General features: G+C 68.6%; 17 protein-coding genes. 13 read left to right on the top strand and 4 right to left on the bottom strand.

Translation table 11 applies throughout. The features are described 5' to 3' along the window. Positions 1-33 precede the first annotated feature (33 nt). Together VD964_RS22425 and VD964_RS22420 are read left to right on the top strand one after the other, a co-directional pair. Positions 34-1,326, top strand: coding sequence for a DUF5666 domain-containing protein (locus tag VD964_RS22425; protein ID WP_324870714.1), 1,293 nt, complete (start codon positions 34-36; stop codon positions 1,324-1,326). Between the two features lie 492 nt (positions 1,327-1,818). Continuing rightward, complete coding sequence (locus VD964_RS22420) at positions 1,819-3,921, top strand: HAMP domain-containing methyl-accepting chemotaxis protein (RefSeq protein ID WP_324870713.1); 2,103 nt, start codon at positions 1,819-1,821, stop codon at positions 3,919-3,921. Between the two features lie 31 nt (positions 3,922-3,952). On the opposite strand, the gene VD964_RS22415 is transcribed toward VD964_RS22420, so the two are convergent. After that, on the bottom strand, positions 3,953-5,170 hold the full coding sequence (locus VD964_RS22415; protein ID WP_324870712.1) for an ROK family protein: 1,218 nt from the start codon (positions 5,168-5,170) through the stop codon (positions 3,953-3,955). Positions 5,171-5,545: 375 nt separating this feature from the next. Here VD964_RS22415 and VD964_RS22410 point away from each other — a divergent pair, with 375 nt between their 5' ends. The 11 genes from VD964_RS22410 to VD964_RS22360 all read left to right on the top strand — a co-directional run bounded on the left by VD964_RS22410 (position 5,546) and on the right by VD964_RS22360 (position 17,127). Continuing rightward, positions 5,546-7,063, top strand: a complete 1,518-nt coding sequence (locus tag VD964_RS22410) for a sugar ABC transporter ATP-binding protein (RefSeq protein ID WP_324870711.1) — start codon at positions 5,546-5,548, stop codon at positions 7,061-7,063. 10 nt (positions 7,064-7,073) lie between these two features. Then, on the top strand, positions 7,074-8,048 hold the full coding sequence (locus VD964_RS22405; RefSeq protein WP_324870710.1) for an ABC transporter permease: 975 nt from the start codon (positions 7,074-7,076) through the stop codon (positions 8,046-8,048). Positions 8,049-8,140: 92 nt separating this feature from the next. Then, on the top strand, positions 8,141-9,067 hold the full coding sequence (locus VD964_RS22400; protein WP_324870709.1) for a substrate-binding domain-containing protein: 927 nt from the start codon (positions 8,141-8,143) through the stop codon (positions 9,065-9,067). 183 nt (positions 9,068-9,250) lie between these two features. Beyond that, positions 9,251-10,318: a sugar phosphate isomerase/epimerase gene (locus tag VD964_RS22395; RefSeq protein WP_324870708.1), complete on the top strand. Its 1,068-nt coding sequence runs from the start codon at positions 9,251-9,253 to the stop codon at positions 10,316-10,318. Next, positions 10,315-11,487 carry a Gfo/Idh/MocA family oxidoreductase gene (locus tag VD964_RS22390; protein WP_324870707.1) on the top strand — a complete coding sequence of 391 codons (1,173 nt, stop codon included), beginning with the start codon at positions 10,315-10,317 and terminating at the stop codon, positions 11,485-11,487. The genes VD964_RS22395 and VD964_RS22390 overlap by 4 nt, the downstream gene beginning before the upstream one ends. Before the next feature lie 468 nt (positions 11,488-11,955). Further along, positions 11,956-12,792, top strand: a complete 837-nt coding sequence (locus tag VD964_RS22385) for an alpha/beta hydrolase (protein WP_349255959.1) — start codon at positions 11,956-11,958, stop codon at positions 12,790-12,792. Between the two features lie 3 nt (positions 12,793-12,795). Then, positions 12,796-13,290, top strand: a complete 495-nt coding sequence (dps, locus tag VD964_RS22380; protein WP_324870705.1) for a DNA starvation/stationary phase protection protein Dps — start codon at positions 12,796-12,798, stop codon at positions 13,288-13,290. A gap of 161 nt (positions 13,291-13,451) precedes the next feature. Then, complete coding sequence (locus VD964_RS22375) at positions 13,452-14,138, top strand: hydrolase (RefSeq protein ID WP_324870704.1); 687 nt, start codon at positions 13,452-13,454, stop codon at positions 14,136-14,138. Between the two features lie 94 nt (positions 14,139-14,232). After that, positions 14,233-14,508, top strand: coding sequence for a XapX domain-containing protein (locus VD964_RS22370; protein ID WP_324870703.1), 276 nt, complete (start codon positions 14,233-14,235; stop codon positions 14,506-14,508). Next, positions 14,505-16,502: an amidohydrolase gene (locus VD964_RS22365; protein ID WP_324870702.1), complete on the top strand. Its 1,998-nt coding sequence runs from the start codon at positions 14,505-14,507 to the stop codon at positions 16,500-16,502. Before VD964_RS22370 ends, VD964_RS22365 begins: the two co-directional genes overlap by 4 nt. Positions 16,503-16,704: 202 nt before the next feature. Further along, on the top strand, positions 16,705-17,127 hold the full coding sequence (locus VD964_RS22360; RefSeq protein WP_324870701.1) for a DoxX family protein: 423 nt from the start codon (positions 16,705-16,707) through the stop codon (positions 17,125-17,127). Between the two features lie 33 nt (positions 17,128-17,160). Here the strand turns inward: VD964_RS22360 and VD964_RS22355 are convergent, their stop codons facing one another. Genes VD964_RS22355 through VD964_RS22345 form a run of 3 tightly spaced genes read right to left on the bottom strand, consistent with a single transcriptional unit; the run spans position 17,161 to position 24,376 of the window. Beyond that, positions 17,161-17,802 carry a response regulator transcription factor gene (locus tag VD964_RS22355; RefSeq protein ID WP_324870700.1) on the bottom strand — a complete coding sequence of 214 codons (642 nt, stop codon included), beginning with the start codon at positions 17,800-17,802 and terminating at the stop codon, positions 17,161-17,163. After that, on the bottom strand, positions 17,802-19,331 hold the full coding sequence (locus VD964_RS22350) for a response regulator (protein ID WP_324870699.1): 1,530 nt from the start codon (positions 19,329-19,331) through the stop codon (positions 17,802-17,804). Before VD964_RS22350 ends, VD964_RS22355 begins: the two co-directional genes overlap by 1 nt. After that, positions 19,328-24,376: an AAA family ATPase gene (locus VD964_RS22345; RefSeq protein WP_324870698.1), complete on the bottom strand. Its 5,049-nt coding sequence runs from the start codon at positions 24,374-24,376 to the stop codon at positions 19,328-19,330. Before VD964_RS22345 ends, VD964_RS22350 begins: the two co-directional genes overlap by 4 nt. Positions 24,377-24,511 lie beyond the last annotated feature (135 nt).

Below are 24,511 nucleotides of genomic sequence, written 5' to 3'. Positions count from 1 at the left end.
CCGCTTCGTCGCCCGGTCGGATTTCCGGCCGGCATGCTGGCCCGCAACCTTGTATTCACGCTGTTGCTGGTTGCCGCCGGCTGCGGCCCTCTGCGCGACGGCTCCTCCCGCGATGGAGGCGTGGCGGATCGTGGGATCGGGGGAACCGGCATTTCGGTCACCGACCGAGGGATCGGCGGCACGGGTATCGGCAAAACGGGAATTATCGGCACGGTAACCGCATTCGGCAGCGTCTGGGTCAACGGCCTGCGGGTCGATCTGCCGCCCACCACGGCGGTGCAGATCGAAGGCCGGCCGGCGGAGCCCGGCGAGGTCAGGCTCGGCCATACGGTCGCCATGACGGCGAGCCCCGGCGGACCGACCGGGCTCACCGCACGCACGCTGGAGGTCCGCTATGTCGTGGCCGGTCCGGTGGAGCGGGCGGAAGGGGGCAGCGGTCTGGTGATGGGGCAGCGCATAGACCTCGCCGATGCGGAGGGAACCACCGCGCTCACCCCCGGCCGTTGGGTCGCCGTTTCCGGCCTGCGCCGGCCGGACGGCGTCGTCGATGCCAGCCGGGTCGATCCCTGGGACCCGGCCCGGGGCTGGATCCTGCGCGGCCGGCTGGATGCGGCCACACCCACCACTCTCACCGTCGCCGGGGTAACGCTTCGGCACGGGGTGAGCGCTGCCATGCCTCCGGTCGGAAGCCTCGTCCGCGTCGCCGGAGTTCTGGCTGCGGCGGATGCCTCCGGCACCGCGGCGCTGTCGGTCGATCCGGATCCCTTCAACCCCTTCGGCTCTGCAGTCGGCGCACTGTCGGTCGAAACCTATGTGGATTCGTCGGGACAGACGGCGATCCCCGGCGGCCCCCGGTTGGACATGGCGGATCGCGGCGCGGCGCCGGCACGGGTGGTGATCGACAGCGTGGTGACATCCGGCGGCGGACTCGGCCGCAGCCGCACCTTCGGTGCCGCACGCCTCGGCGGGCGGTCGCTGTCCGGCGCCGACCCCGCGGCACGCGCCGCCGGACTGGCGCGTGAAAGTCAGCGTCCTGACGGCCCACCGGGCGGGCCGGGCATGGATGGACCGACACCGGAACCCGGCCGCTCCGCCACCGACGCAGATGCACCATCCGGCTCGGCGCGCGCCGGCAGCCTACCTTCACCCGGTGCATCCTCGCCGGCCGGCAGCAGGTTCAGCGGACCGGACAGGGGACCGGCTGGCACACCCGGCAGCAGCTTCGGCCGCGGTGGCGGTCCAGGCAGGGGCCCCCGCGGACATGGTCCCGGATCAGGCGCCGGGCCGGGAGGAAGCCCCGGTGGTCACAGTGGCGGCTTTCACTGACGCTCAGCGGCGCAGTCCAGCAAATCAGGGTTGCGCCAGAAGCCTCATGAAAGCACCCGGTCCGAACAAAGTTGAGGGATGCACAAACACTGATCGCAAAACCCCCGCACACCTTACCATCACAAGGTAGCCTAGCCCGCTCTTGGCTCTTTTATTCGAAATTTCTGCAAATTTTACTGACAGTTTCCACGGGACCTGCTGCGGCATTTTGATCCACATTTTGAATATGCCTGCATTCTCAAAATTTTATGAGTTAACATACTAGTATATCAACGTCGAAGGAATGCCCCGGCGGAAGGAACTGTCCAGTTGTCAATAAGGGTAGAGCCGGGCTGACCGCTCTGCTTCCTTTATTGTCTTTGGTTTAAACCATGGACTACGTCGAATGCCCACTGCCGCACGGACTGGGACACCTCCCGGGCTCATGCCGGCCGGCGTTACGGCCGCTCCCTCCGCACAGGCCGGAACTCTTCGCATAGACAGGACCTGACCATGATCACGCTCCTTCCGCGGCTGTCGATCCGCGCCACGCTTGGCCTTGTCGTCGCCGCGCTTGGCCTGCTGCTGATCGCCACCAGCACCTACACGATGATCGACGTGGTGAACCGGACGCGCACCGCCGACAGGGTCGCCGCGCTCAGCGAGACCAGTCGAGAGTTGCTGCGCACGCTGCTGGCGATCCGGCTGGAGCGCGGGCTGGTCGGACCGGCGCTGGGGGCCGAAGGATCGCTCGGCGACACCGAACTCCGCCAGATCTCCGCGAACCGCGAGGTGGCGGAGGCCGGCTACGCCGCCATCGCCGCCAAGCTGGGCGGGCTCGACCTTCCCGGCCTGCCGGCTGCAACGGAAAAGCTGCGCAGCACGCACGACACGCTCGCCGAATTGCGTCGGCGTGTCGACGATGCCCTCCGGCAGGGCAAGTCGGCGCGCGATCCGTCGGTGGCCGCGGCCTGGGCGACGGCGCCGGTCGCCTATCTCGACGCGCTGACCGCCGCCACCGATCTGCTGGACGCGTCTCTGAAGCTGGCCGATCCGATGGTCGATCACCTGCTGGGCATCAAGCGCGCCGCCTGGAACACCCGGCTGAATGCCGGCGGCATGGCGCTGCGCATCCAGACTGCGGTCGCCACCGGCCAAGCCTGGACCGCGGCCGACGCGCAGGCGGTGGCGGAGGCTATCGGCCGCACCACCCAGGCCTGGACCCTGGTGACGGAATCCGCCGCCCGTCCCGACACGCCCGACACCATCCGCAGCGCGGTCGAGAAGGCCAAGGTGAATTTCGAAGGTCCGCTGGTCGAACAGCGCAAGGCGGTGCTCGCCGCGCTCGCCGAAGGACGCAAGTCGCCGGTGGAGATCGGCACGATGCGCCAGCAGGACACCACCAGCCAGGGCTATATCGTCGATGCAGCGCTTGCCGCGGTGGACCGGATGGTCGCCCGTGCCGATGCGCAGGCTGCCCATGCCGCGCGCGACGCCGTCATTGCCGGCCTTCTGGTGGTGATCGCCATCGCCCTGACCATCGTCGGGCTGATCGTCGCCAAGCGCCGGGTGAGCGACCCGATCCGCTCCATGACCGACGCGATGCGCCGACTGGCCGACCGCGACATGGCGGTGGCGATCCCCGGACTGGACCGCAGCGACGAGATCGGCGGCATGGCCGCGGCCGTCACCGTCTTCCGCGACAGCATGATCACCGCCGACAGGCTCGCCGCCGAACAGGCGCGCGAACAGGCCGCCAAGGAAAAGCGCGCGGCCCATCTGGAAGCGCTGATGCGCAACTTCGACGCCAAGGCGATGCACATCGTGGAGACCGTCGCGTCGGCCGCCACCGAGATGCAGGGCACCGCCGGGGCCATGTCCACCACGGCCTCCCAGGCCAGCGAGCAGGCGACCGCCGTCGCCGCGGCGTCCGAACAGGCCTCCGCCAACGTCCAGACGGTGGCCTCGGCGACGGAGGAACTGTCGGCCTCCATCCTGGAGATCGGCCGACAGATCGCCGCCTCCACCCGCATCTCGGGCGAAGCGGTGACCCAGGCCGAACAGACCAACACCACCATGCGCGTCCTGGTGGAGGCGGCCGACCAGATCGGCCATGTGGTGGAGATGATCAACACCATCGCCGCCCAGACCAACCTGCTGGCGCTGAACGCCACCATCGAGGCCGCCCGCGCCGGAGAGGCCGGCAAGGGCTTCGCCGTCGTCGCCGGCGAGGTGAAGGCGCTGGCCAGCCAGACCGCGCGCGCCACCGACGAGATCCAGGCCAAGGTGCGGGAGATTCAGCTCGCCACCGGCGGCGCACAGGAGGCGATCCAGGGCATCGGCCAGACCATCGGCCGCATCAGCGAGATCACCACCACCATCGCCGCCGCCATCGAGGAGCAGGGTGCCGCCACCCGCGACATCGCCAGCAACGTGACGGAGGCCGCGCGCGGCACCACATCGGTGTCCTCCACCATCGTCGGCGTCAATCAGGCGGTTCTGGAAACCGGCTCCGCCGCCACCGACGTGCTGGACGCCGCCAGCAGCCTTGCCCGCGAGGCCGAAACCCTGCGCGGCGAGGTCACGTCCTTCATCACCGCGGTGCGCGCGGCGTAACTCCATACAACAGGGCGGGCCAGCGACGGCATCAGGGACGGCCGTTCCGCTCCCTGCCCGCCCCCGCCAGCATGGTTTCCTGCACCGCCATCACCGCCGCCCCGATCACCCCGGCGCTTTCCACCTCCGGCACATACTGGATGTCGAGATGCCGGGTGGAGAGGGCGAGCGAGCGCTGGTAGACGCTCTGCCGAATCGAGGCCAGCAGAAGCGGCCCGATCCGGGCGACGCCGCCGCCGATGAAGATGTGCGACGGGTTGAAGAAATTGACCACCGCAGCCAGCATCCGGCCGATATGGGCGCCGGCCTGCTGGACGATGGCGTTGGCGGCGGCGTCGCCCGCCCGGCTGGCATTGCCGAGATCGACGGTGGTCAGTGCGCCGTTGCGCTCCAGCACCTCCATCAACCGCGGGCTGTCCCCGGCACGGGCGGCCTCTTCCGCCATGCGGGCGATGGCCGGGCCCGCCGCCATCGCCTCGACACAGCCGGCATTGCCGCAATGGCAGAGCGGCCCCTGCGGATCGACGCAGATATGGCCGACGTCGCCGGCCGAACCGTCGCGCCCGCGATAGACCATGCCGTGGCAGATAATGCCGCAGCCGATGCCGGTGCCGATCTTGATGACCAGGAAGTTCTGAAGCTGTCCGCGCAGGCGCCAATGGGTGCCCAGCGCCATGATGTTCACGTCGTTGTCGACGAAGACCGGGGCGGCATAGTCCTGCGCAAGACAGTCGCGGATCGAAAAGCTCTCCCACCCCGGCAGCAGCGGCGGGTTGACCAGCATGCCGCTGTCGAAGGCGACCGGCCCCGGCACGCCGACCCCGATCCCCAGCACCTGCGCGGCACCGATCCCACAGCGTTCCCGCGCCTCTCGCAGCAGATCTCGCACGCGTGCGAACAGGACGGCCGGGCCGTCGCGGACGTCGGCCGGTTCCGACCGATGGTCCAGCACCGTCATGTCCGGCGCGAGCAGAGCCACATCGACGCTGGTGGCGCCGATGTCGATCCCCGCCAACACCCCCATGCGGTGGCTCAGCCGCAGCACCTCCGGCCGCCGCCCGCCGGACGAGGGCTGCACCCCGCCCTCCTCGATCAATTCGCGCCCGATCAGGCTGGATATCGCCAGGTTGGCCTTGCTTTTGGAGAAGTCGACGGACGAGGCCATTTCGCCGCGCGACAGCCCGCCCGACCAGAAAAGCCGCTCCAGCATGGCGCGCTCGCCGTCCGACAGACGTTGCCAGTCAACCATGGAGGAATGCCTTTCTGGAGTGCTCTTGCCCCCTCCCCATCCCTCCCCCTCTTCGAGGGAGAGGGGGCAGGATTCTTGGTGAGGATTCTGCGAAGGACGGCGGCAGTCCCCTCTCCCTCGAAGAGGGGGAGGGTTAGGGTGGGGGCAGTCGAAGCCAGCACCAACCCACCCCTATCCCTACCACACCCACCCCACTTTTGCCAAATTATGTTCGAAGTCGTCCATTGTCTGTCCAAAGCGACGAGCTTACCATCCGCTTAACAGACGAAGCGGCGTCTTCCGGGACGACACGCTCCGCGATGGGAGAAACGTCATGGACGGCATCCGCCCCGCCACAACGCGGCCGGTGGACAGGCCGTCAGGGGGTGCGGAGCCATGAGCCTGCATGTCGCCTTCGACGGCATCACCAAGGAATTTGGAGCCGTGCGCGTGCTGCACGGCGTCGGCTTCGACCTGCATCCAGGGCGGGTGCATGGCTTGCTGGGCGAGAATGGCGCCGGCAAATCGACGCTGATGAAGATCCTCTCCGGCTATCACGCGCCGACCGCCGGCACGCTCAGCATCGATGGTCAGCCGGTGACCTTCAAAAGCTCCCGCGACGCCGAGAAGCGGGGGATCGTGCTGATCCACCAGGAACTCAGCCTTGCCGACGACCTCACCGTCGCCCAGAACATGTTCCTCGGCCACGAGATCAAGCGGGGGTGGCTGCTGGACGACCGCGCAATGCGCGAACAGGCGGCCCACGCCCTGCGGCAGGTCGGCTTCGACCGCGACCCCGACACCAAGGTCCGCGATCTGATCGTCGCCGAGAAACAGCTGGTGGAAATCGCCAAGGCGCAGCTGCGCAACGCCCGCCTGCTGATCATGGACGAGCCGACGGCCAGCCTGACACCATCCGAATGCGACCGGCTTTTCAAGCTGATCGGCCGGCTGCGCCAAGACGGCGTCACCATCGTCTACATCTCCCACAAGCTCGACGAGGTGGAGCGCATCACCGACGAGGTGATCGTCATGCGCGACGGCCGCTTCGTCGCCCGCGCCCCCACCGCCGAGACGCCGCGCCAGCGCATGGCGACGCTGATGGTCGGGCGCGAGTTGACCGACATGTTCCCGGACAAGCACATCCCGGCCATCGGCAAGCCGCTGATGGCGGTGCGCGGACTAACCGTCCCCGGCTGGGCGGAGGATGTCAGCTTCGACCTCGCTCCCGGCGAGATTCTGGGCTTCGCCGGGCTTGTCGGCGCCGGCCGCACCGAACTGTTCGAAGGCATCCTGGGCCTGCGCCCGCGCAGCGGCGGCACCATCGAGATCGAAGGCCGCCCGGTGTCCTTGCGCACCCCGCGCGAGGCGATGCGCAACGGCCTGACCTATCTCAGCGAGGACCGCAAGGGCAAGGGCCTGCACGTCAAGATGGGGTTGCGCGACAACCTGACCCTGATGACGCTGCGCCACCACGCCCAGCCGCTGCTGTCGCCGGCGTCGGAGGCCAATGCTCTGGAACACGCGGTGGCCAACTTCGGCATCCGTGGCGATCCGCAAGGGGCGGCATCGTCCCTGTCCGGCGGCAACCAGCAGAAGCTGGCCATCGCCAAGTTCCTGGAGCCCGACCCCCGCGTCTTCGTGCTGGACGAGCCGACGCGCGGCGTCGATGTCGGTGCCAAGCGGGACATCTATTTCCTGATCGCGCGGCTGGCTGCCGAAGGGCGCGGCGTGATCGTGATCTCATCCGAACTGATCGAACTGATCGGGCTCTGCCACCGGGTGATCGTAATGCGCGGGCGCCGGGTGACGGCGACCGTGCCCGCCGACCGGCTCAGCGAAGAGGAGTTGATTGCCCATGCCATCGGGACAGATGCCAGCGGGACCGACGTCAGCGCCCACCCCCGCAACTGAGGCCCGCGTCGTGTCCACTGCCAAGCCGGCGCGCCGGTTCGATCCGCACCGCTTCGGCCCGGTCATCGGGCTGGTGCTGCTGCTGATCGTCGGCACGGCGCTGAACCCGGATTTCGCGACCTGGGACAACATGATGAACGTGCTGACCCGCACGGCCTTCATCGGCATCATCTCCATCGGCATGTGCTTCGTCATCATCTCAGGCGGGATCGACCTGTCGGTGGGGTCGATGGCGGCGCTGATCGCCGGCGGGATGATCCTGCTGATGAACGCGCTGGCCGCATCGGTCGCTTCGCCGGTTGCGGTGGTGGGGCTCGGCATGCTGTTCGCGCTGCTGCTGGGCGGCGGCTTCGGGCTGGCGCACGGCTATCTGGTCACGCGCGGGCGGATCGAGCCCTTCATCGTCACGCTGGGCACGCTCGGCATCTTCCGCGCCGTGCTGACCTGGCTGGCCGACGGCGGCGCCATCACGCTGGACAACGATCTGTCGGAGGCTTACGGCCCGGTCTATTACGGCAGCCTGCTCGGCATTCCGGTGCCGGTCTGGGTCTTCCTGGCCGTGTCGGTGGCGGGTGCCGTTCTGCTGAACCGCACCGCCTTCGGCCGCTATGTCCAGGCCATCGGCTCCAACGAGCAGGTGGCCCGCTTCGCCGCGGTGGATGTCGACCGGGTGAAGCTGCTGACCTACGGCCTGCTCGGCGTGTGCGTCGGCATCGCCACGGTGCTGTATGTGCCGCGCCTGGGTTCCGCCTCCCCCACCACCGGCCTGCTGTGGGAACTGGAGGCCATCGCCGCGGTGATCGTCGGCGGCACCTCTTTCAAGGGGGGCGAGGGGCGGATCGCCGGGACGGTGATCGGTGCGGTGCTGCTGTCGGTCATCAGCAACATCCTGAACCTGACCAGCATCATCAGCGTCTATCTGAACGCGGCGGTCCAGGGCTGCGTCATCATCGCCGTCGCCTTCCTGCAGCGCCGGCGTCCTTAAAAACGATAAGGAGGAGAAACGTCATGTCGGAAGTTGCGCGTTATTCCCGCCGTTCAATGTTGGGCCGTCTTGTCTTGGGCGCCGGTGTTGCCATGGCCGCGACCGTCGCCCTCGGCGGCGTCGCCTTCGCGGCGGATCCGGTGAAGCTGGGCGTCAGCATCCCGGCCGCCACCCACGGCTTCACCGGCGGCATCGTCTGGTGGGCCAATCAGGCGAAGGCGGAGCTTGAAAAGGCCCATCCCACCCTGAAGATCACCGTCAAGACCGCCAGCGGCGCGCCGGAGCAGGCGAACCAGCTTCAGGATCTGGTGACGGTGACCAAGATCGACTCTCTGGTCATCTTCCCCTTCGAATCCGCCGCCCTGACCCAGCCGGTGCTGCAGGCCAAGAAGAAGGGCGTCTACGTCACCGTCGTCGACCGCGGCCTGACCGATCCGAGCGCCCAGGACGCCTACATCGCCGGCGACAACACCGCCTTCGGCCGCATCCCGGCCGAATACATCGCGAAGAAGTACAACGGCAAGGCCAACATCGTGGCGCTCCGCGGCATCCCGACCACGCTCGACAACGAGCGGTGGGAGGCCTTCACCGCCGTGATGAAGCAGCATCCCGGCATCAAGATCCTGGACGCCAAATACGCCAACTGGAACCGCGACGACGCCTTCAAGGTGACGCAGGACTTCCTGACCCGCTTCAAGGAGATCGACGTCATCTGGGCCGCCGACGACGACATGGCCTTCGGCGTGCTGAAGGCGATCGAGCAGGCCAAGCGGACCGACATCAAGGAGGTGTTCGGCGGTGCGGGTTCCAAGACGATGGTGAAGACCATCATGGACAGCTCCAACCCGCTGCTCCATGCGGACGTGTCCTATTCGCCGAAGTTCATCTATGACGCCATCAAGATGACCGCCGAAGCCCGCCTGAAGGGCGACAAGCTGCCGGCGACCCACATCATCCCGTCGTCACTGATCACCAAGGAAAACGCGAAGGAGTTCTACTTCGCGGATTCGCCGTACTGAGCATCCGCGCCGGCTGCCCCCTCCCCGACCCTCCCCCGCTTCGCGGGAGAGGGTGCCTTCTGCGAAGCGGCGGCAGTTCCCTCTCCCGCGATCGGACCGGCCTTCGGCCGGCCGAGAGCGGGGGAGGGTTAGGGAGGGGGCAACCGCCAGCCGACATCTCCCCCCATCAGGGAGCCAAAACCCATGAAGACCATCAAAGGCCCCGCGATCTTCCTCGCCCAGTTCGCGGGCGACGCCGCGCCGTTCAACTCGCTGGACGCCATCGCCCGCTGGGCCGCCGGCCTCGGCTTCAAGGGCGTGCAGATCCCCAGCTGGGACCGCCGCCTGTTCGACCTGCAGAAGGCCGCCACCAGCCAGACCTACTGCGACGAGGTCAAGGGCACGCTCGCCGATGCCGGGGTCGAGTTGACCGAGCTGTCCACCCACCTGCAGGGCCAGCTGGTCGCCGTCCACCCCGCCTACGACGCGCTCTATGACGGCTTCGCCCCGGCGGAGGTCCATGGCCGCCCCGACGCGCGGCAGGCCTGGGCGGTGGAACAGCTGCATCTCGCCGCCAAGGCATCCGCCAATCTCGGCCTGACCGCGCACGCCACCTTCTCCGGTGCGCTGGCATGGCCCTATCTCTACCCGTGGCCGCAGCGTCCGCCGGGCCTGATCGAAACCGCCTTCGACGAGCTGGCGAAGCGCTGGCGCCCGATCCTCGACGCCTTCGACGAGGCCGGCTGCGACCTCTGCTATGAAATCCACCCCGGCGAGGACCTGTTCGACGGCACCACCTTCCAGATGTTACTCGACCGGGTGGACGGGCACAGGCGCTGCAACATCCTGTTCGATCCCAGCCACTTCGTCCTGCAGCAGCTGGACTATCTCGGCTACATCGACGTCTTCCACGACCGCATCCGCATGTTCCACGTCAAGGATGCGGAGTTCAACCCGACCCCCTGGCAGGGCGTCTATTCCGGCTATGCGCCGTGGAAGGACCGGGCCGGGAGATTCCGCTCGCTGGGCGACGGGCAGGTCGATTTCCGCGGCATCTTCTCCAAGCTGACCCAGTACGGCTTCGACGGCTGGGCGGTGCTGGAATGGGAATGCTGCATCAAGCATCCGGAGCAGGGAGCCGCCGAAGGCGCCCGCTTCATTCAGGACCACATCATCCGCGTCACCGACCGCGCCTTCGACGATTTCGCCGATGCCGGAACCGACGAGGCGGCCAACCGCCGGATTCTCGGTCTGGGGAAAGGGACATCATGAGCGCGGACCAAACACCCGCGGCCTCCAGGCGCTTGAGGCTGGGCATGGTCGGCGGCGGCCAGGGCGCCTTCATCGGCGCGGTCCACCGCATCGCCGCCCGGATCGACGACCGCTATGAACTGGTCGCCGGCGCCCTGTCCTCCAACCCGGAACGGGCGCGGGTCAGCGGGGCGGAGCTGTTCCTGGCGCCCGACCGCTGTTACGACGACTTCCATGACATGGCGAAAGCCGAGGCGGCACGCCCCGACGGCATCGACGCCGTTGCGATCGTCACGCCCAACCACCTGCATTACCCAGCCGCCAAGGCGTTCCTCGAGGCCGGCATCCACGTCATCTGCGACAAGCCGCTGGTCCATACGGTGGAGGAGGCGGAGGAGTTGGCGGCACTGGTGCGCAGCCGCGACCTCGTCTTCGTGCTGACCCACAATTACAGCGGCTATCCGATGATCCGGCAGGCCCGTGCCATGGTCGCGGACGGCATGCTGGGCAAAATCCGCGTGGTGCAGGTCGAATATGCCCAGGACTGGCTGGCGACCGATCTCGAAGCCAGCGGGCAAAAGCAGGCCTCCTGGCGCACCGACCCGGAGCGGAGCGGCATCGCCGGCAGCATCGGCGACATCGGCACCCACGCCTTCCATCTGGCGGAGTTCGTGACCGGCCTGCACTGCACCGATCTTGCCGCCGACCTGACCGCCTTCGTGCCCAACCGGCGGCTGGACGACAACGCCCACATCATGATGCGCTTCGACGGCGGCGCCCGCGGCATGCTGTGGGCGAGCCAGGTCTGTCCCGGCACCACCAACGGCCTGCGCCTGCGCGTCTTCGGCGAGGCCGGCGGGCTGGAATGGCAGCAGGAGCAACCCAACGAACTGCGCTTCACCCCGCTGGGTGAGCCGACCCGCACCCTGCTGCGCGCCGGTGCCGGCAGTCTGCCGGCCGCCAGCGCCATCTCCCGCACCCCCGCCGGCCATCCGGAAGGCTATCTGGAAGGTTTCGCTCAGATCTACCGCGACGCCGCCGACCTCATCGCCGCCCGGCTGGACGGCCGCCCGCCCGCCGCCGACGTGCCGCTGCCGACAGTGGAGGACGGGGTGCGCGGCGTGCGCTTCATCCATGGCGCGGTGGAGTCCAGCCGGCGCAATGCAGCGTGGGTGTCGTTGGCTGACTAGTTCCCTCTCCCGCCCCCCTCTCCCCCCCGGGGAGAGGGGGGCGGGAGAGGGGGACGCACCGCGTGGCTTTGCAAAGTGCGCAAGGCGCCGCATATCCCCCCTGATCCTCCCAATGCCCCCCTCACCCTAACCCTCTCCCCGGGGGGAGAGGGGATTCAAGGCTTTTTGCGTTCGGCCAAGCGCAATGCACAGAACCGGCAAAAGCCGTTCCGATGAGGCAATCAAGCCACCTGCCCTTTCCGTAGCATCCGTTCATCAAGACAACCGGAGCCGGACCAACCGGCCGGCACGGCCCCGAACGGACTACGCATGACCATCCACGACTTCCACCCGTCGCGCCGGACGGTCCTTTCCGGCAGCGCCGCCCTCGCCGTTGCAGGTGGCGGCGTGCTGAGCGCGCTCACCGGCCCGGCCGCGGCGGCCGGCACGCAGACCGAACGCAAAGACATGATCAAAGGAACGAAACCCATGCTCCAGGGCAGCTACGTCACCACCAAGGACGGCGTCCAGATCTACGTCAAGCAGTGGGGACCGCAGACCGGCCAACCGGTGGTGTTCAGCCATGGCTGGCCGCTGACCGGCGACGCCTTCGAAGACCAGATGATGTTCCTGGCCCAGCACGGCTACCGCACCATCGCCCATGACCGCCGCGGCCATGGCCGCTCGTCGCAACCCGGCTTCGGCAACGATCTCGACCATTACGCCGACGATCTGGCCGCGGTGACCGAGGCGCTGGACCTGAAGAACGCCGTCCATGTCGGCCATTCCACCGGCGGCGGCGAAGTCGCGCGCTACATCGGCCGTCATGGCGTGTCGCGCGTCGCCAAGGCCGCGCTGATCGGCGCCATCACGCCCATCATGGTCAAAACCGACTGGAACCCGGAAGGCGTTCCGCTGGAGGTGTTCGACGGCATCCGCGCCAGCGTGAAGGCCGACCGCTCCCAGTTCTTCAAGGACCTCACCATTCCCTTCTACGGCTACAACCGCCCGAACGCCAAGGTTTCGCAGGGCGTCATCGACAGCTTCTGGATGCAGGGCATGATGGGCGGCCTGCAGGCCGAGTACGAGTGCATCAAGGCGTTCTCCGAGACGGACCAGCGCGAAGATCTCAAAAAGATGATCGTCCCGACGCTCGTCCTGCACGGCGACGACGATCAGGTCGTCCCGCTCGCCACCACCGGCAAGGCCGCTGCGGCGATGCTGCCGAAGGGCACGCTGAAGGTCGTCGCCGGTGCTCCCCACGGCCTGTGCACCACGCACAAGGACATCGTGAACGAGGAACTGCTGGCCTTCATCCGGAGCTGAGCCATGATCTACCTGTCCCGTCTCGACCTGCACGATGTGGTGCGCAAGGAAGCTGCGGCGCTGCTCCAGGCCCGCCTGTCCGACGCGCTCGACCTGGAAGCCCAGACCAAGCAGGCGCACTGGAACGTCAAGGGTCCGCACTTCCTGCAACTGCACGAACTGTTCGACCGCGTCCATGATGAGGTCGAGGGCTTCGTCGACCTGATCGCCGAGCGCATCACCACCTTGGGCCACATCGCCGACGGCCGGGTGCAGACCACCGCTGCCCGCAGCGCTCTCTACGAATATCCGCTGCAGGCGGTCGACGGCGTGGCGCACCTGAAGGCGCTGGCCGGCGCACTGGCCCAGTTCGGCGCCCGCGTGCGCGCCGACATCGAGACCGCCACCGGCGTGGGCGATGCCGACACCGCCGATCTGTTCACGCAGGTCTCGCGCGAGTGCGACAAGCAGCTGTGGATGCTCGAAGCCCATCTGGTGACCGGCGAATCCGCCGCCTGATCTCCACCGTAACTGTTCCCTTTGACGCAACAGTCATGTTTCAAATCGCATGATTGTTCGAACCGCCTCCACCATGACAAGGTCCCTGTCAGACGGCACCGACGACGCACCGACAGCAGGCGCCCCAATCTTTTGAAACCCAAGCAAAACAGGAAACGAAAATGACCTTCCCGGCCAAGTCGCTCATCAACGCCGACGACACCGTCTTCATTTTCATCGATCATCAGCCGCAGATGTCCTTCGGCGTGGTCAACATCGACCGCCAGCAGCTGAAGAACAACACCATCGCTCTGGCCAAGACCGCCAAGCTGTTCGGCGCCTCGACCATCGTGACCGCCGTCGAGACCGAGAGCTTCTCCGGCTACATCTGGCCCGAGCTGATGGACGTCCTGAGGCAGGACCCGATCGAGCGCACCTCGATGAACAGCTGGGATTCGGAAGAGCTGGTGGCCGCCGTCAAGGCGACCGGCAAGAAGAAGCTGGTGATGGCCGCCCTGTGGACCGAAGCCTGCCTGCTCTACCCGACGCTGTGCGCCATCGAGGAAGGCTTCGAGGTCTACATCGTCACCGACGCCTCGGGCGGCACCTCCAAGGAGGCCCATGACGCCGCGGTCCGCCGCATGGAGCAGGCCGGCGCCCATTCCATCACCTCGATCAACGTCCTGCTGGAAATCCAGCGCGACTGGGCCAAGCGCGACACCTATGACGGCGTGATGAACATCGTTCGCGAGCATTTCGGCGCCTACGGCATGGGCGTCGATTACGCCTACACCATGGTCCACAAGGCCCCGCAGCGCGGCGAGTACGCCCACAAGGTGACCGGCGCCGCCGCCCACGAACATGCGTAACCGGCACGCCTGATCCCGCTCCCCGGTGCCCGGTTCCGGCCGGGCACCGGCCCCCTACCTCCAGACCCGATTCATAGACTGGGAGCCCGGACCCATGTTGCCCTATGTCCTTTCGGCCGGCGCCGGCATCCTGGTCGGCGTCATCTATGCGCTGATCGGGGTCCGGTCGCCGGCACCGCCGACCATCGCCTTGATCGGGCTGCTCGGCATGCTGGTCGGTGAGCAGGTTGTGCCGGTCGTCAAGCGCCTGATCGCCGGCGAGCCGGTCGTCGCCTTCATCCAGACCGACTGCGCCCGCCATGTGCTGGGACCGCAGGCCGGGGCCGACAGGACGCCGGCCGCCACCACTCCGGAAGGAGAGAAGGCATGACGCCCCCAAACCCGCCCGCGATCAGCCGCCGGAAGGCGATGGCGGGAACCGCCGCCGCGTCCCTGCTCTCCGCGCCGCTGATGTCCACCCTCGCGTCCAGAACCGGGAATGCCGCCATGCCCAACACCGCCACCACTGGTGACGTGATCCTCGTCAACGCCAAGGTCACCACGCTGGACCGCGCCAACCCGCAGGCCAGCGCCATCGCCATCCGCGACGGCCGCTTCCTCGTCGTCGGCACGGAGGCCGAGGTGCGCGCCGCCGCGCCGCAGGCGACGGTGATCGACGCCAAGGGCCGGCGGGTGATCCCCGGGCTGATCGACAGCCACATGCACATCATCCGCGGCGGCCTGAACTACAACATGGAACTGCGCTGGGACGGCGTGCCGAGCCTTGCCGACGCCATGTCCATGCTGAAGCAGCAGGCGGCGATCACGCCGCCGCCGCAATGGGTCCGGGTGGTCGGCGGCTTCACCGAGCACCAGTTCGCCGAAAAGCGCCTGCCGACCATTGAGGAACTGAACGCCGCCGCCCCCGACACGCCGGTCTTCATCCTGCACCTCTACGACCGCGCCCTGCTGAACGCCGCGGCCCTGCACGCCGTCGGCTACACCAAGGACACGCCGAACCCGCCTGGCGGCGAGATCGTGCGCGACGCGGCCGGCAACCCGACCGGCCTGCTGCTGGCCCAGCCCAACGCGACAATCCTCTATTCGACACTGGCGAAGGGACCGAAGCTGCCGCCCGAGTACCAGCTGAACTCCACCCGCCATTTCATGCGCGAGATGAACCGGCTGGGCGTGACCGGGGTGATCGACGCCGGCGGCGGCTATCAGAACTATCCCGACGATTACGCCATCGTCGAGAAGCTGCATGCCGATGGCGAGCTGACGCTGCGCATCAGCTACAACCTGTTCACCCAGAAGCCGAAGGAGGAGTTGTCCGACTTCGCCGGCTGGGCGTCGAAGGTCAAGCCCGGCGACGGCGACGACAGCTACCGCCACAACGGCGCCGGCGAGATGCTGGTCTATTCCGCCGCCGACTTCGAGGATTTCCGCGTCGCCCGCCCCGACATGCCGCCCAACATGGAAGGCGATCTGGAGCCGGTAATCCGCCTGCTGGCCGAGAACCGCTGGCCCTGGCGTCTGCACGCCACCTACGACCAGACCATCAGCCGCGCGCTGGACGTGTTCGAGAAGGTCAACCGCGACATCCCCTTCGACGGGCTGCACTGGTTCTTCGACCATGCCGAGACAATCAGCGACCGCAACATCGACCGCATCGCGGCCCTTGGCGGCGGCATCGCCGTCCAGCACCGCATGGCCTATCAGGGCGAATATTTCGTCGAGCGCTATGGCACGAAGGCGGCCGAACGGACCCCGCCTATCGCCAAGATGATGGCGGCCGGCCTGCCGGTCGGCGCCGGTACCGACGCCACCCGCGTCGCCAGCTACAACCCATGGGTCTCGCTGTCATGGCTCGTCACGGGCAGGACGGTGGGCGGCCTCAGCCTCTACCCCCAGGCCAACCGGATGGACCGCGAGACGGCGCTGCGGCTGTGGACGGAGGCCAACACCTGGTTCTCCAACGAGCAGGGCAAGAAGGGCCAGATCAAGGCCGGGCAACTGGCCGACCTCGCCGTGCTGTCCGACGATTTCTTCTCGGTTTCCGAGGACCGCATCGCCCATCTCGGCTCCGTCCTGACCATGCTCGGCGGCGCGGTGGTGCATGGCGAGGGCGACTACGGCCCGCTGGCGCCGCAACTGCCCAAGCCTATGCCGGACTGGTCGCCGGTGCGGACCTTCGGCGGCTATTACAAGGCGGCCGACGGCGGTGCGGGCGACCAGCGCAAGGCTCTGGCATCGGCCTGTGGCTGCGCCACCGGCTGCGGCGTCCACGGCCACGACCATGCCGCCGCCTATGCCGCCGACGTTCCGGCCGCCGACGTGCAGTCCTTCTGGGGCGCGCTCGGCTGCGGTTGCTGGGCGGTGTGAGGTCCTCTCCCCTGAAGCTGGTCCCCTCTCCCCCCTGGGGAGAGGGTTAGGGTGAGGGGGGCGCGCGGCGAGGATCTTCAAGAATCGCACGCTCTCCGCCCCCCACCGAATCCACTCGATGCATCCCCCTCACCCCGACCCTCTCCCCGGGGGGGGAGAGGGGGATTCTCCCCTCCCCCAAATCTACGAAACGGTCCCCACCATGACCTTCCGCGATCTGGAACGCCCCATCGACCGCATCCTGGACTGGGACGGCACATGGCTGCTGGCGCGGCTGGCGCTGGTCGGGGCCTATCTGCTGGGCGGGCTGGTGAAGCTGGCCGACTGGCCGGGCGCCGTCGCCGAACAGGCGCATTTCGGTCTGCATCCGCCGGAGCTGTGGGCGGCGCTGACCATCCTGGTGGAGCTGGTCGGACCGCTGCTGATCCTGCTGGATCGGGCGCTGTGGCTGGGCGCCGGGGCGCTCGGCGTGTTCACGGTGCTCGCGGCGCTGATCGCCAACGACTTCTGGACCATGGCCGGACAGGAGCGCTTCATGGCGACCAACGCCTTCTTCGAGCATCTCGGGCTGGTCGGCGGCTTCGTACTGGCCGCCATGCTGTCGCGGCTGCGCCGGCGCTTCTGAGGGAGGCCCGCCCGGCCCGGTCAAGGCACACAATCAGTGAACCCGGCCGGGCACCAGGCTGTCGACGATCCGCACCAGTTCCACCACCGACCGCGCCTCCATCTTGCGCATGGCCTGACCGCGGTGCAGCTTCACCGTCGCTTCGCTGAGGCCGAGGTCGTCGGCGATCTGCTTGTTGCGCAGGCCGGACACCACCATCATCGTGATCTCGCGCTCACGCGCCGTCAGCGTGTCGAAGCGGGCGCGCTGGGTGACGAGGCCGCGCTCCTGGTCGCGCTGCTCGCCATGCCGGGCGATGGCGGCGTGGATGGCGTCCAGCAGTTCCTGGTGATGCACCGGCTTGGTCAGGAACTCGAAGGCCCCCGCCTTCATCGCGCGGACCGACATGGGCACGTCGGCATGCCCGCTGATGAAGATCACCGGCAGGCTGTTGCCGCAGCGCGCCAGTTCCGCCTGGAAATCCAGCCCGCTGCGCCCCGGCAGCCGCACGTCCAGCACCATGCAGCCGACATCGATGACCGGGCGCTGGTCGATGTATTGCTGGACCGATCCGAAGCTCTTCACCTGCAGCCCGACGGAATCGAGCAGCCCTTCCAGCGCCTCGCGGACGGCCTCGTCGTCGTCGATGATCACCACGGTCACCACGTCCGCGGCGGTTTCGGCCTTGCCCCTCATCACACCCCTCCGGACGATACCGGCAGCACGAATTCGAAAACGCTCCCGCAAGGGGTGCCCGGCGTGGCGGTCAGCCGTCCGCCATGCAACTCCACGATCGACCGGCTGATCGACAGGCCCATGCCCAACCCGTCCGGCTTGGTGGTGTACAGGGCCCGGAAGATGGCGTCGACATCGGCGTCCGCGATGCCCGTTCCGCTGTCCTCGACGCGGACACGGATCCAGCCGTCCTCGCTGGCGGTGACGATGCGCAGGCGCCGCTCCGGCAGGTCCGGGTCCGCCATCGCCTCGACCGCGTTCATCACCAGATTGAGGACGAGCTGCTGCAACTGCACCCGGTCGCCATGGACCCACGGCGATCCGGCCTGCAGGTCGGTCTCCACCGCAATGCGGGCGCGGCGCAGTTCTCCCCGCACCAGAGCCAGCGTGTCGGCGATCAGCGCGCTCATATCCACCCATCCGGGATCGGCCGGGGTCCGGCGCGCCAGGGCATGGATGCTGCGAACCACGTCGCCGGCCCGCTGGGCGTCGCGCACGATCCGTTCCACCACGACGCGGGTCTTGGCCAAGTCGGGATGCGGCTGCGACAGGTGCTGGAGGCAGGTGCCGGCGTTGGTGATAATCGCCATCAGCGGCTGGTTGACCTCATGCGCCACGGCGGCGGCCAGTTCCCCCATCATGGTCAGCCGGCCGATATGGGCGAGGTCGGCCTGGGCCTTGCGCAGCGCCTCCGCGATCTGGCGGCGCTGGGTCAGGTCGCTGAACACCAGAATGGAGCCGACCATGTCCCCGCGGTCGTCGATGATGGCGGAACAGCGCTCCTCCACCACGATCCCGGTCGGCACCACCACGCCGGCCGGAGCGGTGTCGCCGCGCGGCAGCAGCCGCGACAGCCGTTCCGGCGGAGCGAAGGCGCCGCTGCGCAGGACGACGGCGGAGAAATCCTCCAGCGGTTCGTGCGTCTCCTCGTCCACCGCGACGAAGACGGAGGCGAGCGGCTGCCCGGCCGCCTCCGCCGCCGTCCAGCCGGTCATCGTCTCGGCCACCCGGTTCATGAAATCGACGCGGCCCTGGGGATCGCACAGGATGACTCCGTCGCGGATGCTGGCGAGCGTGGCGGCATAGCGCCGCTCGCTCATCCGCAGACGGGCGTCGCTGGCGTGCTTGTAGAGCGCCATCTGGATGACGGTGCGCATCTGCGGCTCTTCGAAGGGCTTCAGCAGATAGCCGAACGGCTCCGTCAGGCTGGCGCGCTGCACCACCTCGTCATTGGCGTAAGCCGTGAGGAAGACGACGGGGATGCGCTGGGCATCGCGGATCAGGCGCGCCGCCTCGATCCCGTCCATCTCCCCTTCCAGGCGGATGTCCATCAGGACCAGATCGGGCTGATGGCTGCAGGCCAGCCGGACCGCCTCCTCGCCGCTGGCCGACATGCCGACCACGACATGCCCCATTCGGGAAAGTTGATGCTGAATATCGCGCGCAACGATGCGGTCGTCTTCGACGATCAGGATCCGTGCCGCGATCATTCACTTCCCCGGTTACGCCCCTTCAAAGGAAAGGTGACGATGAACTCCGTCCCTGTGCTGGACCTGTATTTCAACGAGCCGTGCAATTGGCTGGTCAGGTCAGCAATCAGCTGAAAACCGACCGTGTCCATCCTATCGGGATCGTACCCTTCGGGCAAGCCCACGCCGTCATCACGGACGGATAGCCGGCAGTCCCGCCCGTCCGACGCCAGCCCCACGCCGAGCACCCCGCCCCGCCCGCCCGGAAAGGCGTGCTTCAACGCGTTGGAGACCAGTTCGTTGACGATCAGGCCGCAGGGCACCGCCCGGTCGAGGTCGAGCTTCAGGTCATCCATGTCGATGTCCAGCCGCACCGCGCCGGCTTGCCGGGAATAGGCGCGCAACAGATGGGCGCACACCGATTCCAGATGCTCGCGCATCGGCACGCGGGCGAAATTGCCGAGCCGGTAGAGGTTCTCATGCACCAGCGCCATCGACCGCACCCGGTCGCGGCTGTCGGCGAACAGGGCGGCGACCGCCTCGTCCTCGATGCGGCGGGCCTGGAGGTTGAGAAGGCTGGTGACCAGCTGCAGGTTGTTCTTCACCCGGTGGTGGATCTCCTTCAGCAGCGCCTCCTTCTCTTCCAGCGTCGCGGTCTCCAGCGACGCCGCCGCCTGGGCGCCGAGCAGCGTCAGGATGTTGACCCGCTGCGGGGTGAAGGCATGGGTCGCCAGTGCGTTCTCCAGATGCAGCAGCCCGACGACGCGGCGGCGGCGGACCAGCGGCATGCACAGGATGGAACGCGCCTCCGTCTCGCGCAGGTAGGGATCGGCGGAAAAGGGGCCGGGGGCGCGGGTGTCGTCGACGATCACCGCCTCCTGGTCGCGGATCGCGCCATGGAGGATGGCATGGGGCAGCGGGATGCGGTCGGCATCCTCCTGCACCAGCCGGACCGACACGCCATACAGCCCGGTCGTCGCCTCCGCCTCCACCCGCAGCCGTTCGCCGCGGGCGAGGATCAGCATGCCGCGGCTGGCGCCGGCATGTTCCAGCACCAGGGTCAGCAACGTGGTGGTGAGCTGTTCCACGCTCGCCTGGTCGGAAACCGTGCGCAGCGTGCCGAGAAGTGCGGCCAGATCGATGCCGTCGAAGCCGCGCGGCGCCTCCGGCACCGCCGGTTCCTCCGCATCCAGGCCAAGGGAGGGATAGCGGCGGGCGAGCTGCCCGACCTTGGCGGTGGCGCCCCAGCGCGCATAGCAGGCTGCCGCGTCGCGGATGCAGGCGAGCTCCAGCGTCGGCACGCCCAGCCGGCGATAGAGGCCGGCGGCGCATTCATGGGCCAGCGCCTCCACATGCGGCAGGGCGGTGCGCCGCGCCGCCTGGACCGCGCGGTCATAGCCGCGCATGGCATCCTCCGTCCGCCTTTGCGTCCGGGCATCCTCCGCCTCGGCCAGGGCGAAGCGGGCGTCGAAACTGTCGGGGCTGTGGCCCGCCCAGTCGCGCAGCTGGTCGAGATGGCGGGCGAGTGCGGCGGCGTGGTGGGCGCGGTGGTCCGGCCGGACGTCGTCCATCGCCCCGGCCCGTGCCAATGCCGCGTGGAAATGGAATTCCGCCATCTCCCAATGGCCGGACGTGGTCCACAGCAACCCTTCCGCCCGCTCCGCCGCCTCGACCGCCGCCGCCATCTCGCCGGCGATGCAGCGGAGCTGGAGGGTGCGGATCCAGTGCCAGCAGGTTGCGATGTCCAGGCTGGGATTGGCCAGCAGCCGCGCCTCGAAGGCGGCATTGTCGAAGCCCTGCCCGTCGAAGCAGCCGATGGCGTCGGTCTGTCCGCGCAGGGCGCGCAGCAGTTGCAGCTGGGTCGTCAGAATATCGGCGCAAAGCCCGAACTTCACCTGTCGGACATAGGCCAGCCGCGCCTCCGCCGTGCGCTGGACCGTCGCCAGCGGATCGCCCGAGGCCAGCATGCTGGTGACCAGGGTGACGCTGGTGAACCCGCCATAGGTGACGTCGCCGGCCTCCCGCGCCTCCTCGAAGGCGCGCAGAAGCAGGGCGCGCTCGCTGCGGATGTCGCGGGTCCAGGGGACGACGTGATAGGCGAAGGTCATCAGCACCCGCGCCCGGTAGCGCGTCGGCCCCTGCCGCTCCGCCAGATCGTAGCCGAGCCGGCCGAACTCGTAGCCGGCGGCGTAATCGCCGAAATAGGGGCCGGCCATCATGCCGAGATAGGCGAAGCCCAGGGCGGACGCGTCGCTGCGCCCGTTCCGCAGGGTCAGGTTCGCCATCCGGCACAGGATCAGGCAGACGAGGTTGCGGTCGCTGAAGAAGGCCGGCGGCAGGGCCGCGGCCAGCACATCCAGCGTCGCCCGGCTGTCGGGGTCGGCGACGGCCGACATCGATGCCAGCGACGCGATGGGCCGGTCGCCGATCGCCTCCCTCAGCCGGGCGTATTCCTCCTGTGCCAGCGCTGCCGGCGGATGGGCCGCCCAGTCGATGCCGACGCCCTTCAGATAGGCCAGACATGCATCGATGGCGCGGTCGCTGCGGTCGATGGCGGTATAGACGGTGACGAGCAACGCCGTGATGGCGGCGCGGTCCGCCGGGCATTCGGCCCGTCCGGCAAGGCCGAGCAGGCGCCGCTCCGCCTGCTGCAGGTCGCCGCAGAGGAACTCGCATTCGGCCTGCAGATGCTCCAGTGCGAAGGCCAGCCGGTGCCGCCGCTCGATCCCACCGCCCTCCAGCAGGCGCAGGCCGCCCAGCGCATAGGCCAACGCCGAGCCATGGGCGCTGGCGGCCTTGGCCTGATGACCGGCGGCGAGATGGAGCGTCGCCACCTCCGCCCGCTCCGGCCCGTCCTGGATCAGGGGAAGGCAGCGGTCATACTGGCCGACCAGTGTGAACAGCCGCTCCCCCGTCATGTCGGCGGCAAAGCCGCGGCGCAACGCGCGGGCGATGTCGTGGTGGAGCGTGCCGCGCGATTCCGCCGGCACCAGGGCATAGGCTCCTTCCTGCACGCGGTCGTGGAGGAAGCGGAAACCGTCCTCGCTGCGCAGGATCAGCCCCTCGGCCAGCACCGGTTCCAGATGGCGCTCCGTCTCCTCCTCCGTCAGGCCGGCGGCGAATGCCAGGGTGGACAGCCGGACGGCGGCGCCGAGCGCGGCATGGCGGGACAGCAGGTCGCGCGCCTGCGCCGGGAAGCGGCCCAGCCGTTCCGTCATCAGCGTGGCGATGCCGGCGCCAGACGGCGCCTGCTCCACCGCCGCCAGATCCCAGCCCCAGCGCTTTGCCTCACGGTCGAACCACAGGCGGCCGGAGCGTTCCAGTGCGGTCAGCAGTTGCACCGCGAAGAAGGCGTTGCCGCCGGTGCGCTCCTGCAGCAGGGCGGCGAGCGCCGCCACCTCGTCCGGCTTGCGGTCCAGGGTGTCGGCGATCATGCGGCGCAGGTCGTCCGGGGACAGCGGTCCCAGCGCGATTTCCTCGCAATCGATCGCTTCACCGGCGATGCCGTCGCGCGCCGCCTGGAATCGGCGCATCAGCGCCTCCAGCGGATGGCCGGCACCGACCTCGTCGCTGCGGTAGGCGCCGACCAGCAGCAGATGGCCGATGCCGCCATCGGCGACCAGCCGATCGAGCAGGTCGAGAGTCGCGCGATCCAGCCATTGCAGATCATCCAGGAACAACACAAGCGGGTGGTCGGGACGGGCGAAGGTCTGCAGAACGCGCCGGAACAGCAGGTCGAAGCGGTTCTGCGCCTCCCGCGGCGGCAGGGGCGGCACGGCGGGCTGTTCGCCGATCAGCAGGGCCAGATTGGGGATCAGGGCGGTCATCAGCGCGCCGCCGTCGCCCACCGCCTCCGCAAGTGCACGGCGCCACTGGTCGCGATGAAGGGCCGGCAGCGCCAGGATGCGGGTGACCAGCGCACGGAAGGCCTCCGCCAGGCTCGCATAGGGCAGGTCGCGCTTGCCCTGATCGAACTTGCCGGCGGCGAACAGGCCATACGGCGGCACCAGCTGGTCCTCCAGCGACCGGACCACCGCCGACTTGCCGACGCCGGACCGTCCGGCGATCAGGACGACGCCCATCCGCCCGCGGGCGGCGACCCGCTCGAAGGCGGCCTGAAGGGCAGCGACCGGCTCGTCCCGCCCATAGAGGTCCGGCGGCGCTACCAGCCCTTCCGGCATGTCGCGCCGGCCGACCGGAATGGCGGGGATGCGGCCTTCCACATCCCAGGACCGAAGGGCATGGGTGAGGTCGCGGAGGAGGCCGTCGGCGGTCTGATAACGGTCCTCCGCCGTCTTGGCCAGCAGCCGCAGCAGGATGTCGGCGACGGCCGCCGGCAAATCGGGCGCATGGTGGGCCGGCGGGATCGGCGCGCGCGCGATATGGCTGTGCACCCACTCCATCGCGTCGCGCGCGGCGAAGGGCAGCTCGCCGGTGAACAGCTCGTAGAGCGTGACGCCCAGGGCATAAAGGTCGCTGCGGCGGTCGACCGGACGGTTCATCCGGCCCGACTGCTCCGGCGCCATGTAGGGCAGCAGCGCGTCCGGCCGCTCGACGCCTGCATCTGGTGTGGGGACCGGCAAGGGGCTGGCCCGGCCGAAGCCGGTCAGGCGCACCGATCCGTCATCGCCGACCAGCAGGTTGAAGGGCCTCAGGTCGCCGTGCATCAGGCCGCGGCGATGCAGATGCGCCACCGCCCGGGCGATGCGGACCGCCAGCAAAAGCCGCTGGCGGAAGGGCGTCGCCGGCACCGGCAGGACCGACAGCGGCTGCCCTCCCGGATCGGCGAGGGTCAGTACCGGGACCATGCCATGGTGCAGCAGGTCGAGCGGCTTGACCGCCCAGGCCGGGTCCAGCCGGCGGGACAGCTCATGCTCCCGCCGCAGCCGGTCGAGCGCCGCATCGGACCGCCCGCCCGGATCATTCGCAAGCGTCAGCGCCATGCGGACCAGGATCGGGAAAGGCTGGCCCGGCCGCATCACCCGCAGCAGCCGGCTTTCCCCGTCGCTGCCCAGAACATGGCCGCCGGAACCGGTCGCCGTCAGATGATCGAAACTGAACTCCATGTACCGGCCTCTCCCGCGCTTGCACGCCCATGGTAGCGGCATTTTGCCGACGATGGGGACTCCACCTGCAGGCGCCGGGCGGCCAATCGCCGGGGAGCCGATCGCCAGGGAGCCGATCTGCTGACGGTCGCGGCT

Origin of the sequence: Azospirillum sp. (assembly GCF_035628975.1) — a bacterium.
In the GTDB taxonomy this organism is placed as follows: domain Bacteria; phylum Pseudomonadota; class Alphaproteobacteria; order Azospirillales; family Azospirillaceae; genus Azospirillum.
Note: the sequence above shows the minus strand (reverse complement) of the source record. Positions and strands in the feature narration are given on the sequence as shown.

Coding starts and splice junctions, on each gene's coding strand:
- VD964_RS22390 (WP_324870707.1), top strand. CDS start 10,315: ATGAGCGCGGACCAAACACCCGCGGCCTCCAGGCGCTTGAGGCTGGGC.
- VD964_RS22395 (WP_324870708.1), top strand. CDS start 9,251: ATGAAGACCATCAAAGGCCCCGCGATCTTCCTCGCCCAGTTCGCGGGC.
- VD964_RS22350 (WP_324870699.1), bottom strand. CDS start 19,331: ATGATCGCGGCACGGATCCTGATCGTCGAAGACGACCGCATCGTTGCG.
- VD964_RS22360 (WP_324870701.1), top strand. CDS start 16,705: ATGACCTTCCGCGATCTGGAACGCCCCATCGACCGCATCCTGGACTGG.
- dps (WP_324870705.1), top strand. CDS start 12,796: ATGATCTACCTGTCCCGTCTCGACCTGCACGATGTGGTGCGCAAGGAA.
- VD964_RS22410 (WP_324870711.1), top strand. CDS start 5,546: ATGAGCCTGCATGTCGCCTTCGACGGCATCACCAAGGAATTTGGAGCC.
- VD964_RS22425 (WP_324870714.1), top strand. CDS start 34: ATGCTGGCCCGCAACCTTGTATTCACGCTGTTGCTGGTTGCCGCCGGC.
- VD964_RS22375 (WP_324870704.1), top strand. CDS start 13,452: ATGACCTTCCCGGCCAAGTCGCTCATCAACGCCGACGACACCGTCTTC.
- VD964_RS22370 (WP_324870703.1), top strand. CDS start 14,233: ATGTTGCCCTATGTCCTTTCGGCCGGCGCCGGCATCCTGGTCGGCGTC.
- VD964_RS22355 (WP_324870700.1), bottom strand. CDS start 17,802: ATGAGGGGCAAGGCCGAAACCGCCGCGGACGTGGTGACCGTGGTGATC.
- VD964_RS22420 (WP_324870713.1), top strand. CDS start 1,819: ATGATCACGCTCCTTCCGCGGCTGTCGATCCGCGCCACGCTTGGCCTT.
- VD964_RS22345 (WP_324870698.1), bottom strand. CDS start 24,376: ATGGAGTTCAGTTTCGATCATCTGACGGCGACCGGTTCCGGCGGCCAT.
- VD964_RS22385 (WP_349255959.1), top strand. CDS start 11,956: ATGCTCCAGGGCAGCTACGTCACCACCAAGGACGGCGTCCAGATCTAC.
- VD964_RS22365 (WP_324870702.1), top strand. CDS start 14,505: ATGACGCCCCCAAACCCGCCCGCGATCAGCCGCCGGAAGGCGATGGCG.
- VD964_RS22415 (WP_324870712.1), bottom strand. CDS start 5,170: ATGGTTGACTGGCAACGTCTGTCGGACGGCGAGCGCGCCATGCTGGAG.
- VD964_RS22400 (WP_324870709.1), top strand. CDS start 8,141: ATGGCCGCGACCGTCGCCCTCGGCGGCGTCGCCTTCGCGGCGGATCCG.